This is a genomic window from Phycisphaeraceae bacterium, assembly GCA_020851465.1.
Taxonomy (GTDB): Bacteria; Planctomycetota; Phycisphaerae; order Phycisphaerales; family Phycisphaeraceae; genus JADZCR01.
In genome coordinates, this window is sequence record JADZCR010000006.1 from 478,565 (window position 1) to 494,349 (window position 15,785).

The 15,785-nt window shown below is 52.1% G+C and carries 10 protein-coding genes; 4 read left to right on the top strand and 6 right to left on the bottom strand.

All coding sequences use genetic code 11. The annotated features are described in order from the left end of the window. Positions 1-8: 8 nt before the first annotated feature. On the bottom strand, positions 9-866 hold the full coding sequence (locus tag IT444_08570) for an MBL fold metallo-hydrolase (GenBank protein MCC7192819.1): 858 nt from the start codon (positions 864-866) through the stop codon (positions 9-11). A 101-nt stretch (positions 867-967) separates the two neighbouring features. Between IT444_08570 and IT444_08575 the strand changes: the two genes are divergently transcribed. Further along, positions 968-1,582, top strand: a complete 615-nt coding sequence (locus tag IT444_08575; GenBank protein MCC7192820.1) for an NADH-quinone oxidoreductase subunit I — start codon at positions 968-970, stop codon at positions 1,580-1,582. Between the two features lie 23 nt (positions 1,583-1,605). On the opposite strand, the gene tsaD is transcribed toward IT444_08575, so the two are convergent. After that, a complete protein-coding gene (gene tsaD / locus IT444_08580; GenBank protein ID MCC7192821.1) occupies positions 1,606-2,799 on the bottom strand; it encodes a tRNA (adenosine(37)-N6)-threonylcarbamoyltransferase complex transferase subunit TsaD in 1,194 nt (397 codons plus the stop codon). 84 nt (positions 2,800-2,883) lie between these two features. After that, positions 2,884-4,515 carry a S41 family peptidase gene (locus IT444_08585; protein MCC7192822.1) on the bottom strand — a complete coding sequence of 544 codons (1,632 nt, stop codon included), beginning with the start codon at positions 4,513-4,515 and terminating at the stop codon, positions 2,884-2,886. Positions 4,516-4,858: 343 nt separating this feature from the next. Here IT444_08585 and radA point away from each other — a divergent pair, with 343 nt between their 5' ends. Continuing rightward, positions 4,859-6,289, top strand: a complete 1,431-nt coding sequence (radA, locus tag IT444_08590) for a DNA repair protein RadA (protein ID MCC7192823.1) — start codon at positions 4,859-4,861, stop codon at positions 6,287-6,289. A gap of 25 nt (positions 6,290-6,314) precedes the next feature. Continuing rightward, complete coding sequence (locus tag IT444_08595) at positions 6,315-7,568, top strand: endo-1,4-beta-xylanase (GenBank protein MCC7192824.1); 1,254 nt, start codon at positions 6,315-6,317, stop codon at positions 7,566-7,568. A 47-nt stretch (positions 7,569-7,615) separates the two neighbouring features. Here the strand turns inward: IT444_08595 and IT444_08600 are convergent, their stop codons facing one another. From IT444_08600 to IT444_08610, 3 genes are read right to left on the bottom strand one after another with little or no spacing between them, the layout of a single operon-like run. After that, positions 7,616-8,731: a mandelate racemase/muconate lactonizing enzyme family protein gene (locus IT444_08600; GenBank protein ID MCC7192825.1), complete on the bottom strand. Its 1,116-nt coding sequence runs from the start codon at positions 8,729-8,731 to the stop codon at positions 7,616-7,618. 32 nt (positions 8,732-8,763) lie between these two features. Then, the gene (locus tag IT444_08605) at positions 8,764-9,762 is read right to left on the bottom strand and encodes an aldo/keto reductase (GenBank protein ID MCC7192826.1); all 999 of its coding nucleotides are present in this window, start codon (positions 9,760-9,762) and stop codon (positions 8,764-8,766) included. Positions 9,763-9,765: 3 nt separating this feature from the next. After that, entirely contained in the window at positions 9,766-11,085 is a 1,320-nt protein-coding gene (locus IT444_08610; GenBank protein ID MCC7192827.1) for a Gfo/Idh/MocA family oxidoreductase, read from the bottom strand. 610 nt (positions 11,086-11,695) lie between these two features. On the opposite strand from IT444_08610, the gene secA reads away from it, so the two are divergent. Continuing rightward, on the top strand, positions 11,696-15,736 hold the full coding sequence (gene secA / locus IT444_08615) for a preprotein translocase subunit SecA (protein MCC7192828.1): 4,041 nt from the start codon (positions 11,696-11,698) through the stop codon (positions 15,734-15,736). The last annotated feature ends 49 nt before the right edge of the window (positions 15,737-15,785 follow it).

Here is a 15,785-nt window from a genome sequence, read left to right on the forward strand (position 1 = left end):
TGAGGGAGTCATTTTCTTTTACTGGTGGTTCTGTTGCATCGCACGACTAAGCCGTCATATGCGATGGCCACATTTTCAGGTAACTTCGGCTCCAGGTCGGCGTGCATAATGTCATGGGCAATATGAGTCAGATACGCTTGGCGCGGCTTGACCTGATGAATCACTTCCAGCGCCTGATCGACGGTGAAATGTGTCGGGTGATGACGGTAACGCAGGCCATCAATTACCAAAACGTCAAGATCGGCAAGCGATGGCAGTGTCTCTGATGGTACGCCGGACACGTCAGTGCAGTAGGCGAGCGATTGTAATTCTCCTCTCGGCCCCCTGTGATCGACTCGAAAACCCAGAACAGGCAAGTGGCCATGAACTAACCGTAAGGGCGTCCATTGTGCTCCATGCAGTTCTACCTTTACGCCAGGCTGAAGCGGTCGGGTTACAAGTGTGGGGACAAAACTCTGATTAACATTGGATTGTGAGTCGAAGATATAGCGAAACATTGACCGCAGTGTGTCAATAGAATCCTGTTCGGCATAGACATCGATGGGCCTTTCTGTCAGGGCATTGATTCGTCGCAAGTCATCAAGACCAAATATGTGGTCGGCATGCGTGTGGGTATAGATCACTCCATCGACATGATCAATGCCATGGCGGATCATCTGCATCCGCATCTCAGGAGCAGTGTCAATGAGAATGCGTCGTGGCTCAGACATATCGGAGTCACGCGTACTGTTGGGGTAAGTAATCAGCACGCTAGCTCGTGTGCGCTGGTCTCGAGTGTCGTTGGAAGTACACACCGCGCAACGACAACCGATCATGGGAACTCCAGCACTTGTACCGGTGCCGAGAAAAAGTAGTTCTAGGGACATAGGAAAATGATAGCGTTGGCGGCAGGCTGTGTGCCCGCTACAATTTGATCTCTACCTATGGAGTTTGGGCAACACGCCTGAACGAGTTACTGGAGATACGCATGGCCGCGAGCAGTTCCGTTACACCGCAACTTAGCCAGCCGAGAAACGCCGGCGAAGGATATTTCCGCGATATTTACGAGTCGCTCAAAAGCATCCTGATCGGAATGCGGATCACACTCAAGTATTGCTTCTCCCGCGTGGTTACCGTTCAATATCCTTACGAAAAACTAGCCTTCGCACCGCGATACCGTGGCATCCACGAGTTCGAGGCTGATAAGTGCATCGCCTGCGACATGTGTGCCAAGGCTTGCCCGGTCGATTGCATTTACATCGATAAGTCTGCTCCGCGCAAAATCGACAAGAAATCCGGTAAGGCAACGGGTGGTGATCTTCTTCGCTATGCGATCGATTACCAGAAATGTATGTTCTGTGCCCTCTGCACTGAGCCTTGCCCGACGGATTGTATCCATATGGGTAAAAACCATGACCTTTCCGCTTACCGCCGCGAAGATATGGTGGTTGAGTTCCAGGAACTGGATAAGAAAGGCCTTCGCACGCCGATTCCACTTTGGATGGATCGCAACGCGGAGCAGATCGAATGGGTTGCCAAGGAACGGCAACGTGTTTTGAAAGGCGAACTGGCGACGACGGAAGCAGACATCCCGTCAGTTTGAACGGTCTTGTTATCTGAGACTGGTTACGACGAAGCTATTGCGGGTAGTTCCAAGTCATCATGGTGACCTTCAGCGAGGTGATGGTGCGCAAGGCCGGCTATCATCGCTGCGTTATCGAGGCAGAAAGGCATAGCTGGGATCAGGACAGGAATACCGCGCCTGTGCTCAAGGTCTTTGACCATTTCCCGTAACAAGGAGTTCGCACTTACGCCGCCGCCGAGGACGATACTCCGGACCGATTCTTCATTTTGAGATAGCACGTCGAGAGCGCGTTCAAGTTTGATAATCAATATTTCGATTGCCGCCTGTTGAAATGCCGCAGCGAGGTCTGCTCGGCGCTCGGGCGACAGGTCTTTATTAGAACGAGGGAAAATCGCCTTTTCACCACGGCCTATGGGATGGCCACGAACTTTATAAAGAAGAGAAGTTTTTAATCCGCTAAACGAGAAGTCCAGGTTTGCAGATGAAAGCAGGGATCGCGGCAAGGACTCTGCCTTGGGGTTACCTTTTCGGGCAAGAGCATCAAGTTTTGGACCGCCTGGATACCCCACATCAAGGATCACAGCTGCTTTGTCGTAAGCTTCACCTACAGCATCGTCGATGGTACGTCCGATGAGGCGTGCCCTTGTAGGCGAGCTAACCACAAAAAGGCTCGTGTGACCGCCGGAAACGACCAAGCCCAGAGCAGGATACTTCAAGAGATCTTGTGTACTGTTTGAGGTGGAGTGAGTGACATTCGGAAAACCAAGTTCGCTCGTAGTCGGTGTCGTTAACGGTACGGTAGATCCTCGACCACTTCTATGATCCGCATCCTTAGCGAACTCCAATGCTGCTGCGTACAAGTGTGCCTGGATATGATCAACTCCCACAATCGGTACACCGAGAGACCATGCAAGGGCTTTTGCTGCGCTAACCCCTACTAGTAATGATCCGATCAATCCGGGTCTATTGCCGACGGAGATCGCTGTGATCCGTGGGCTATCGTCGATTGCTGTTCCGGAAGAAAACGCGATTCCCGCTTGTGCCAATGCTTCGTCAATAACAGGGAGGATTCGCTCCAAATGCGCTCGGCTGGCGATCTCAGGTACTACGCCGCGATATTTTTCATGCAAATCATTTTGTGAAGAGACAATGTTTGACAACACCCAGCGGCCATCTTGGACGACGGCTGCTGCGGTTTCATCGCAACTGGTTTCTAAACCAAGAATCAATGACATATCAGCGCCGAGATCTATCCAAAGTGACAGTAATGTCCGCGATTAACGCAAAACCAATGCGGTTACGCGACTCCTGACTCAAGATTACTTCGAGTGTGGCTGCGTCGCCGGCAGGATTTCGGGAGGAATCTTGTTTTTCTCTTTGTCGGCATTTGAGGTCCCCTCTGGGGCCGATAGGAGGGAACTATTCTCTTCAAAATCGTGCGTGTCTATTGTCGTGTTGCCCGCAGTCGGCCGTGTAGTGGCGATGTTCCCGTCGAGCTTATCCAGTTCCGCGTCAATCTCATCGAGTCTCTGTGCGAGTTGTTCGCGTTGACGTTGCAGATTGTCGTGTTTTGTCCGCTTGGCAAGTTGCGCTGCGCCGGATTCCCCGACTTTTGGCCATACACCCGTTAGTAATTTCCCCTGTACTGCTTGAAGAGCTGCTGCAAGCTGAGGATCTGCCAATTTCGTCTTGATCCACTCTGGTGTCACGGATGCTTCGCTCTTGCCGTTGCCCTTACGCAACACGTCACTATCTCGACGAATCTCGATCATTGTCTTGATCTCATTTGGAGCCATAAGCACGTAATAACCATCCGCCGGATCCACACCCCAGGTCTCCGAATTTTCGCGACGGTGAATATTGCGACCGTTAGGCAGGTAGTAATAAGCATTCGTCATTTTCAGCGCCCCAAGTTCGTTGTCGAGCGGATACACCTGCTGCACACTTCCCTTACCAAAAGTGCGAGTGCCAATGAATACGGCCCGGTTGTTGTCAGACAACGCTCCAGTCACTACTTCAGCTGCAGACGCACTGGCTTCATTGGCGATCACCACCATTGGAATCGGCGGAATCTCGCCCTGGCCATTGGCATACTCGACGCTTTCAGGCACGATACGTCCCTTGACTGAGACGATGCGTTTCCCTTTGTCGAGGAACATGTTTGAAACATCTACCGCTGACTGGAGAAGTCCGCCGGGGTTAAACCTTACGTCGAGAATCAGTCCCTTTACGCCTGCAGCGGTTAATCGATCCAGCGCAGCTTTGAGTTCGCTGGCAGTCTTGTCTGTGAATTGCAGAATCCGTATGTAGCCGATCTTGTTGGATTCATCGATCATGAATTCCCAGTGCGAATCACCATTACGTCGAAAGCCCTTGACTGTCTGTACATTGATCCGAGCGCGAGTGATCGTTAGGTCAACTTCCTCGCCTGTGTCGTGCCGAACCTTGACTTTGACGATTGAGCCTTCCTCGCCCTGAAGCTTGGTAATGGCATCGTTGATTTTCATATTCAGAGTGCTTTGGCCGTTGATTTCAAGCAGGATGTCGCCCGCCATCACACCGGCTTTCCATGCGGGAGATTCCTCCAACGGGGATACGATCCGAACACGGTTTTGAAAGGTATCCACCTCAGCACCGATGCCAACAAACGTACCACTTATAGCCTTTGTGAACTGTGGCAAATCATCTGGTGGAATATAGATGGTGAACGGGTCGTTGAGCGACTCGACCATGCCTCGCACGGCACTCTCCATCATTTTTTTCTCGTCCGGTTTTTCAACATATCCGCCAACGATTTGGTGGCGGACATCAACAAGAAGGTCGAGCTGATCGAAGACTCCGCCACGTCGAGCCACCGTTTCTGAAACGATGACGAGTAAGGCTCCCGCCAGAATGACGTAGGTGGCAACGCGAACCCAGGGATTTGAAGCGGTCTTGTTGTGAAAAGTCATGAGGTTCCAATATCTGGTGTGCGGACAGTTTTGTCGGTGAGGATTGTAATCAACAACTCGGTGTATTCTGAAAGCTTAGCCCGTCAGGAACTGGATTCCTGTAGGAGCCTCAGGTGCAACACATATTCAGTCCTTTGTGTCTGCGCGGCGTTGTCTCCGACGAGACTGGGCATGTTGTAACTCACGAATTATGAACAATATGCGTCTTGCCTCGGCGCGGTTCGAAAATATCGTCATGCATCTACCGAGATAGTTTTCTATTTCTATAGCGGGGTGACGGGCCGAGTCGTTCCTGGTTTCATGAGGACCAAAGTGTTGAAAATGACATATGCTCATCATTTGTATGGCCAAGACTCAAGTAAAGTTCGTTTGCAACTCGTGTGGCGGTGTGCAGAACCGCTGGTTGGGCAAATGCCCTGATTGCGGCCAGTGGGACACGCTTGAAGAATTCCGGGAGTCGGTTGGTGCTAACAGGGACACTCAACGCGGCTCGGCGGTGGACGTGCTCACTGTAGAGAATAGCCCGCGAGCGGTCCCTATCGGTGAGGTTGTTGACGGATCGCAATCGGCAAATGGGGCAAGGCTGCCAACAGGCATACTCGAATTCGATCGCGTGCTGGGTGGCACTGCTGTCAATGATGCCTCTCGTTCTCAAGATTTCTCCATTGGTCTGGTACGCGGAAGTACCGTACTGGTAGGCGGTGACCCAGGAATTGGGAAGTCCACACTACTACTTCAGGCCGCAGCTCACTGGGCCAGACGCGGGGAGCGCGTTCTGTATGTCACCAGTGAGGAATCCGCTAATCAACTTAAACTCCGTGCAGGTCGGCTTGGTGCGGCTCTCGATAATGATGAACTCTATGTACTGGCAGATACGAATCTCGCTCGTATTACCGAGCAGGTTCGCAAGGTCCAACCTCGTATCGTGGTTATCGACTCGATACAGATGATCTACAAAGGGGACTTACCTGCCGCTCCGGGCAGTGTCACACAACTGCGAGCATGTTGCCTGGAGCTGGTTTACCTCGCCAAAGCGACAAATTGTGCAATGCTGTTCATCGGTCATGTTACGAAAGAAGGCCGTCTCGCAGGTCCCCGACTGCTTGAACACATGGTGGATACCGTGCTTTATTTTGAGGGAGATCGTTACCACAGCCATCGAATTGTTCGTGCAATAAAAAATCGTTTTGGATCGACGCTGGAAGTTGGTATTTTCGAGATGACTGACAGCGGATTGAAACAGGTCAAAGACGGTGCGGGCTTGCTCGCAGCCGAGTACCGACCAATGAGTGGAAGCGTAGTCTGCCCCGTGCTTCAGGGCACACGTTGTCTGCTTGTCGAAATCCAAGCACTGACAGCAACGGGGTTTCTTGGTTCAGCTAAACGCAAAACCAGCGGCTTGGATGCGAATCGTTTGGCAATGCTTATTGCTGTCCTTGAAAAGCGAGGCGGACTTCGGTTGGCGGATCAAGATATTTTCGTTAGTAGCGTCGGCGGTATGAAGATCGTAGAACCTGCCGCTGATCTGGCGATTGCATTGGCCATTGCGGGAGCTCATTACAACAAGCAGGTTGGTTCTCGGTTATTGGCTGTCGGTGAGATCGGTCTTGGCGGTGAGGTTCGACACGTTCAGCAAGTCGAGCAGCGATTACGTGAAGCTGCGAGACTCGGCTTTACTCATGCGATATGCCCAAAGGCGGGAATTAAGCCTCCTCACGGTTGTGAAATCATCAGCGTGACGACTCTCGGAGAGGCATTGCAGTTGCTCTCATGATTTAAGTGCAAAGCAAGGATTACTCATGCGATACATCCTCTGGATCGCAATGGTTTCGTTGATTGCTATCCCCACCCATGCCCAGGTACTCCAGGGGCAATGGGTGGATGATGCCAATGTTCAGATCGACAAAATACGCAAGAGCAACATGCGGCTCATCGTCGTGGATTCTGCTGGTAAGCCGGTGCGAGATGCGAAGCTTGATGTGACACAGGTTTCTCATGCCTTTCAGTGGGGGGTGAAACTGGATCCGACGTGGATCAAAGACGGCGTCGTCAACCTGAAGCAGGATGCACCTGTTTATCGCTGCTTTAACGGTGTGAGTCTGGAAGCGATGACCGCATGGCCCAAAGCCGAACCAAGTCCAGGCGAATGGAATGCCGACCAACTAAGAAAGACAATCGGTGAAATAAAACGGCTAGGACTAGCCGTACGGTGGGGGCCTGTTCTTTCCAACGATGCCGGTCGGTTGCCAGATTGGGTTAACAAGCTTGATCCTGCGGCCATGGTTCTGGCGTGCCAGACACATGTTCAGCGAGTTAGTACTGAATTTGGTGATGAAATGGAATCGCTCTGTGTTATCGGTTGCGCTGTGGGGCAGGATATCTTTACCGAACGGATCGGCTCGCCGATTTACGGACGGCTGTATGAGGCAGCGAGGACGAAGTCCCCACATGCACGGTTAAGCATGTATTTTGCCGATGGCCTGTCCCCTCAGCGCACACAAGCTGTAGTCCGCATGGCGACGGATTTGCGAGATCAGTTCATTCCTCTTGATGAGGTCGATCTAGAAGTCCGATTGAGTGGAACGCTCGTTCAAGCTCCGGTTGCTCGCTCGCTTAAATGGGTCGCCGATGCGGGGCTGGAATCGCAACTGGTTAATGTGGAAGTCGCTGGCGAATCACCTACAAGTGCCGCAATTAACCTGGAAACACTTCTCTTGACCGCATTTGCTTCTCCGGGAGTGAATGGGATTTGGTTTGCAGGCTTGACAGGCGATTCCTTCACCAATCCCGAAGCAGCCTTAATCGACGCAACGGGTAACGTCACTTCAGCAGGCCGATTACTGGATCAACTCGTCCATACGAAATGGCGTACTGTTTCAACGATTGCAACGGATGCACTTGGCAACGCTAGATTGCGAGGTTTCGCCGGAGCATACCGTGCGGTCGCACACTTCCCCGATGGAACGACGGCCACAACCAATTTCTGGTTACCGCCAAAGGAAAATGAGCGGGTCGTACTGATACAGGCGTTAGCAACTGAAGTAAAAAAATAGGACCGCTCATTTCTGATCACCTACACGCTTGTCAATCGAGTAATCATTTACGCGCGATCGATTGCAATCACACGTACAGCATGACGCTTGTAAAGCCCCTCCCAATCCACTGTCACGGGCAGCCCCGGTGTATTCGGAAGAAGGAAAGTTCCATTTAGTTCGAGAGGCTTTTGCTTCCAGCACGTTGCAAGGTGCCCGATAATAGAACGCAGATATTCAACCATGCCATCCTGTCGTGTGGCAACAAACATTGCGGTCAGGTGAGAAAAACCTCCGCAGGTCCATAGCTCACCCGTCTTTTCAGCCCAAGCGAGTGCTTGTTTCCATGCGGTAAATCCGGGAAGAGCACCGGGATTTGGTTGGATGTGACGTACGCCGCATTCGAAAAGCTCTCGAAAAGACAACGCACTATTTTCACTCTCACCCATCGCTATGGGAATAGGGCATGCCTTGCAGATATTGCGGATCGCCTGACGGTCGGCAGCTTGCACAGGCTCCTCAAACCATGCGATATTTTGATCCTCAATGTGTCTCGCGAATTCAGTCGCTTGCTCTGCGGTCCAGGCTTGATTGCCATCAATGGCCAAGCCAATATCGTCACCGATTTCACGACGTACAGCTTTGACCCGTGCCACGTCCTCATGCATGTGCTGACCGAAGTTTTTTGCAACCTTCATCTTTACGGTACGAAACCCTGCTGCGACCATACCTCGTATATCCGCAAGCAGTTCATCCTCTGTAAAACCTGTACTGCCGCCGGAGCCATACACGGGTACCACATCCCTGACAGCTCCCATATAGCGGTGCCAGGGTTGACCAGCACGTTTTGCGAGAATATCCCGTAACGCTACATCAAATCCCCATAGGAACCCGGACGTGTCCGGACTGCGGTGACCATTATTGCGAAGCATCCAGAAAAATTTGTGATGCCATTCCTCAGGCGTCAGTCCATGGGAACCGCTCGCGGTAAACAACGCCGGTCGCACGATGGGGTGCAAGCTAGTTGGCGCTTCTCCGATAGTGTTGTCGTCGGCAGTAAGTCGTAACCATGGCATTTTCCAATGTGTAAATGGCCCCATGGTCGAATCCGAAAAAGGCACCGGTAATGGCCCAGGGTCCAATTCAAATGATTCAGCTTGAATGATACGGATACGGTCGTTCATAGTCGCGCGTCCATCAAGCGGGCGATCGGTAATCAACCGCCATTTATAGGTTCCATTCCATGTTGCGCGATTTGCCATACCCGCCGATAAAGATCTGCGGGCAGTGGTCCGTTCTCAAATGCTGCCTTAGTATCGCGCCATGCTGCCAGGTTTGATGACCCGGTCAGAACAAAATCTGCGTACGGAACCGACCATGCAAATCTCAATGCAAGGTGTGTGAGTCGCATACCTGCATCATCCGCAAGACGCTTGAGTAGTTTGGCACGACTTACAAATGCCGGGGGAACGTGTTGCGGAGGATTTGAGAGATAGTGGTCAAATTGATCGCCGAGAAAGCCCATATGGATTGGGCTTCCAACAATAACTCCCGCTTGGATTCTTCGGCATGCGGGCACGATATCGCAAAGTGCTTGAATACTTAGTGCGGTTAGACGCATATAGGTGATCGCGTACCGATATTGGCCGGTATCGAGATAGCGAACTTGGAGTGCCGGACCACCGCCGCCTAGTCCTGCAGCTCCGATTTCCCCGCGAGTAATTAAATCTGCTAGAAACTGATGGCATTCAACTTGAAATTCAGGAGGTGCGGTTTCAGCATCGTGCATTGCCAAGCCATCAATTTGTCTTCCTCCCAAATGCTGTAAGCTTTCCTCGAATTGCTTGATCAATGACTCCCGCCAAATTTTTGCATATCCAGGAGGCGTGAAGCGAGGATAGCCTTCTAGTTTTGTACAGATAACCGGTGGATCACCCTTCCACTGTTGAAGTGCCTGGCCCAGTACGGCATCCGCGTTTGCATAATGTGGTGACGTGTCAACCAGTAAGTATCCATTACTCCAAGCGTCATGGAGTATACGGATAGCTTCTTCGCAATCTGCCGGGCCATGCATCCCGCCAACACCCGCAGTTCCCATACCCAAGCGTAAGCAGGGACGCAATCCCGCAATCATGCGGGGTGAAAAATAGTCCGTAGATGTCAGTGGACCGACGACATGCTGGTCAACTTGAAACATATTGCCCAATTCAAACATCTATCAGTCACCGACGATTTCAATCCCATCATCATGAATACGTGCGCTGACAGGTGCGCCACGATTGGCCATCCAAGCCTGGTAATTTCTCTCCGCCACGATACCGGCCGCTTCGATCACACGAACGACATCGCGCTGACTGGCAGCGGTAGGGTAAGTGCCATCCAAACTGGTGCAGCTTTCGCCAAGGATGCGCCGACGGATGATGGCAAGCATGCCTGCAACAATCGACGCCTTACCATATCCGAATACCTCTAGATGACCGCCGTGATGTTTAATTCTGCCCCCAAAGGTTGGATTCCGTGTGCGAGATCCGTCACCAATGATCGTTTCGCGGAACCCGCGATACTGCTGGTCCACGAATCCCCGCCCGTAAATACCGTAAACCTCGATCTCCTGATTTACCGCGCCCTCGAATTCAGGCGGATTGATCCAGTTGTTGTTGTAGTCACCACGCATCCCGTCCGCATAGGTAACCGCGACGTCAATGGAGTCCCACGCTTTAATCTTCCCCTGCTTTTTAAACGAATCGACCGCTCGACTTTGCCGCTTCGCAATTTCGACAACGTGACGATCCCAATTGAGCAATAGATTCTTCTGGCCAGTGGCGTACACAGCTACTGGTTTAACCGCAAGGTAATGATGCACGACATCTAGCCAATGGCAGCCGACATACGCAAACGGATTACTCTGTTCAGCCCAGGCGAATATCTCAGTGCTCACGGCCAGCGGCTCTTCGAGTACTGCCCGTATGCGGTTGATCTGGCCGTACTTCTTGCGGGCAGCACTCATCATTTCGCGGATGAATGGGTCATAGCGTTTGTGCATATCAACCGCCACGATCCGCTCCGCTTGATTGGCAGCTGAAATAATCGCGTCGCACTCAAAAGTAGTCAGACATAGAGGTTTCTCAGTGATTACGTCACAGCCAGCAGCAATTGCATCAAGAATCGGTTGTGCGTGGAGGTGGTCAGGGGTTGCAATAAACAGCACGTCCGGTTTGCACTGCGTGAGAATGTCCCGCCAAACGGTTTCACCATATGCTGCAACGATGCGATGGTTCGGGAAGTCAGCAGCAAACCAATCGACCAGCTTGGCTGCTGTGCCGGACTTTGGGCTATGTGTACCGATGGCAACCACTTCGACGCCGACATTGGCTACGGCTGGAGCAAGATGGCTCATGCCTATTGAGGAAAGACCGCCTGCGATCCCGCCTTGCATAAAGTCTTTGAAAGTCTGACCAATGATGTCGTCAAAGAACATTCCGCCGCCAATGATGGCAACACGAATAGTCGAAGCTGGATTATTCCCAGTGGTGGTCATGTTGAGAGCAGCGTAACGTCACAGTGTTATCGGGTCGAGGCTGAGCTAGCATGTAGCCCCTAGTCGTTCCGCCATCTTGCTTGCCATGGCCTCATTATCTGCCGATAATTACCTTAGCGAATGAGTCAACCGCGAAGCAATATTACTTTTCATGCTACGGCCTTTCTGGGGCTAGCGATTCTTCTTACCCTCGGCGCAGCTGCACAGGCTTCGTCGATAGCGGTAATTCCTACTCGGTCAACAGCATTTAGTGGAACCACACAGGGCGACTCGGTTTATTCCCTGCTCTCCTGTTTTGCAAAGACCGTGAAACGTCTGCATGGTCAGGCTGCCATTGCACGGACACGTTTCCGTAGCCCGCAGGTTTTGCTATGGAATAAGAAGCAATTAGGGTTTGAAGACCTTTATCTATCATCCTCTCCGGACGTTGCTGTTTATCTTATAGATCTGCCGCCTCCTGCTCTCTGACCTTTTCTCCGAAGCGTCAGGATTCCAGCTACTTTTTGTTTAATTGCGTGCGTTTCGAGCAAGAGTGCTACGGTCGGATTTCTTTCTGACTTTAATGCTGCTTGCTCCGCATTTTTCCGTGGTTTTTATTGAGGAATAACTCATGGTCGTCGCAGCTATCGGTAAGGCCTTTACAAAAGTTTTCGGATCACGCAACGAGCGGTTATTGAAGAACTATCGCCGTCGAGTATTGCAGATTAATGCACTCGAACCACAGATGCGCCGACTGACAGACGCAGAACTCAAGGCAAAAACCAGTGAGTTTCGTAAGAGGATCGCTGATGGTGAGAAAGTTGCAGACGTAATGCCCGAGATCATGGCAGCCGCACGCGAGGCGATGGACCGCAACGTAGGCATACGAAATATATTTGATCCCGCAAAAAACTTTGATCCCACCAAGCTCACTGGTGAGGTCAGGGCAACCTTTGACCGCATTGCGGCTGAGGCTGCGACGATCCCGCCTATTGAAGAGCTCGGCCATAACACTCCGGTTCCCGGATGGCAGCAAGTCGAGATTCCCATAGCAGTCTATGAAGCGGTTCGTGAACTCTATCCTCAGAGCCGACCTCCGTTTCGTGCCCGACCTTTCGATGTGCAACTGATCGGCGGTATGGTGCTGGGCGAGGGCAGAATTGCTGAGATGAAGACGGGGGAAGGGAAAACCATCGTCGCACCATTGGCGTGCTATGTTGCATGCGTTGAAAACCTTCAGTGCCACGTAGTCACGGTCAACGATTACCTCGTACAGCGTGACCGTGACTGGGTATTCCCCTTTTATTTTCACATGGGGCTTCGAGTCGGTGCGATTCATCCGTACCACATGCAAAGCAACGAAAAAAAGGCAGAGGCTTACCTCTGCGACGTGGTGTACGGAACCAACAGTGAGTTTGGTTTCGACTACCTGCGCGACAATATGAAGCTTTCTTCCGACGAGCAGGTCCAGAAACGTCGAGACTTCTGTATTGTCGATGAGATTGACTCGATTTTGATCGACGAGGCGAGAACGCCGCTGATTATCTCCGGCCCCGCGCACGATGATGCACCGCGATATGACTTGGCGGATACGGTATCCCGCCACCTGCTGCAGAAACAGCGTCAGTGGGATGCCGCGGATGGCGTGGTTCAACAGGCTACGATGCGGATCAAAGGACTTGAGGGTGATATCCGTAACTCACGGGACAAAGAACGCTCTGCGCAAATGCGCGAGGAGATGAAAGCTCTTCAGGCCAAACTCCCTGACCTCGAAGCCGCCAGAGATCGGCATATCCGCTACTACGAGATCGAGAGAGAAAAAAAGGCAGCGCACCTGACACACGAAGGTATCGCGGAAGCGCAAAAGGTAGCGAACATCGGATCGTTTTATGTCGGTGCGAATATGGACTTTCCGCACTTACTCGAAAACTCCCTTCGAGCCCACACGGTTTATCAGCGTGACAAGGAATATGTCGTAGAGGGTGGAGAAGTCATCATCGTCGATGAGTTTACCGGTCGAAAGATGATCGGCCGGCAGTGGTCGGATGGTCTTCACCAGGCGGTTGAAGCTAAAGAAGGTGTAAAGATCAAGCAGGAGACGCAGACACTAGCGACTGTAACGATCCAGAACTTCTTCAAACTTTATCACCGTCTCGCAGGAATGACCGGTACCGCAATTACCGAGGCAACTGAGTTTTACGAGATTTATAAGCTCGATGTGGTGTGCATCCCAACCAACATGCCAGTTGCTCGAATCGATCGTGACGATCTGGTGTTCCTTTCGATCAAGGATAAAGACGCTGCGATTCTGGACGAGATCAAAAAGATGCATGACGTTGGCCGTCCGGTACTCGTGGGGACAACAAGCGTCGAAAAGAGTCAGGCACTGTCGGACAAACTGAACCGGAAACACGGCATTAAGCACGAGGTGCTTAATGCCAAGCAACATGAACGCGAAGCCCAGATAGTTGAGCATGCCGGGGAGCTGGGCGCAGTGATGATCGCGACGAACATGGCCGGCCGTGGCACCGACATCAAGCTTCAACCAATCAAGAGAGAGGATCTACTTCGACACTGGCAGCTACGCGGCATTCTTGCTCGTGAAGCCAAACCTGAAATGAACGACGAGCAGATCCTCTCACTCGCATACAAACACATGGCTAAAGTCTATTTGGGATCAGCCTTAAAACAGATCGATCCTGAAAACGACGGGGAATTGCGATTAGCACTTTTGCGTCATTGGGTAGCGCAAGAAATGCTCGCAACGCCTGAGGAAGCTGCGAAATTAAGCCGCGAGCAGGCCGAGGCAATGCTAGATCGCGTTCCCGGCTTTTTATTCCATCGACTTCGGATCTATCAGTACGTCGAAGAAATGGGGGGCTTGCACATCGTTGGGACTGAACGACACGAAGCGAGACGTATCGATAATCAGCTTCGCGGTAGATCAGGGCGGCAGGGCGATCGTGGGTCTTCACGGTTTTTTATCGCCCTCGAAGACGACCTGATGCAGATGTTTGCCGGCAAAGTCACGCTCAATGCGCTCTCGCGGCTGGGGATGAAAGAAGGTGATGCCATTGAACATCGCTGGATTACTCGCAGCGTCGAACGCGCTCAGCGTAAGGTTGAAGAGAGAAACTACGAGATTCGCAAAAATCTTCTCGAATACGACGAAGTGATGGAGCACCAGCGGAACGCTTTCTATAGCCTGCGCCAGAATGTGCTCGATGGCCGCGGAGTGAATCGTGTCATATTTGAGTACATCTCGGATGCGGTAAATGACGCTACGGAAACATATCTCGACAAGGATTACGTAGCATCACAGATCAGCGAGTGGGTTCGGAGCAAGATCGATGTTGCTATCGAGACCTACAAACTTCGCGGCAATGATGCTGACGATCTGATCGAAACTGTGCGAAGCGCTGCCAGAGATGAGGTGAGGCTCAACGTGGACGTGACGTTGGGAGAGTACATGTCTAACGATCTCCCGCCTGAAGAGTGGGATCTTCACGGCCTCAGTGCCTGGGCGAAAGGGCGCTTCGGGGTTGAGCTGCGTGAGTCACAGTTGCGAACAATGAACATCGGTGAAGTTAAGAAGTTGCTCGTCGATGCTGCCTTGGAGCAGGCGGATAAGATCGATCTCTCAGAAGTCGCTAAGTTTCTGGATCAGCAGTACGCGGTGAAAGACCTCGCTGCTTGGACAAAGCAGAAGTTCGAATTCGACCTGCCCATCGAAAGCCTCGACCGTGAAGAGGGAGAGAACCCTTCGACATGGAAACAACGTGTAGCCAAGACGATCATTGAAAAAGCCTCGGCTATGTATCGTCGGCGAGAGATCGAATATCCGATAGAGACAACTCTTGACACAATATTTGCGATGGCTCAGACCAACGGGCCGTTGGCAGCACAGCAGCTTGCCCACTGGGCGAATATGCGATACGAGCTGGGATGGACTCCCGAGTCCGTCGCAAAATTAACGGGTAATGATCTGCGTGCGACCCTCACCTCATCCGCAGAGGCGTGGGCGGATGGTCGAAAACTTAGTGAAGTCGTGGACCGCGCATTAGCGGAGCATAAAACTGCCGAAGCGTTGGCGACATGGGCGCAACAGCGGTTCGGCGCGAGGATTTCTGCGGCAGACCTGCCTGATCCTATGAAATGGCGTGAAGAGTTGATCGAGCGAGGCCGGCGTATGCATCGCGCAGAGCTCACCTTTTTGGAAAGATTCTTGCTTTTGCAGATTCTCGACCAAGCGTGGAAAGATCATCTCTACGCGATGGACCAGCTTAAGGATTCCGTTGGCTTGCGCTACACGGCAGAGCAGGATCCTCGTATTGAGTACAAGAAGGAAGGGGCGAATCTTTTCCGTCAGATGCAACGAGTGGTCCGCGATCGAGTGACGGAGCTTATTTTCCGCGCACGTATCACAGCCAATGCGGAAGTACGCAATGTTTATGGAACACAAAAGGCGCAGAAAGCTCAAGCAATTTCTGCGACCGAGGCTGCAGCGGTCCAGGCAACAGCCCAGCAGCAGGCTGATCTCGATGCGGCGCAGGCCGCCGGTGATGGCGAGGCTGCAGCAGCGGCGTTGTCACGTAAACAACGTCGTGCGGCGGCTTCAGCAAAAGACGACAGCAATGAGGATCGACCTCAGTTTAAGAAACGGAAAAAATAACCAGCCCTTAATGAAATCCACGGGAGTAATAAATCACCGCGATCCATAA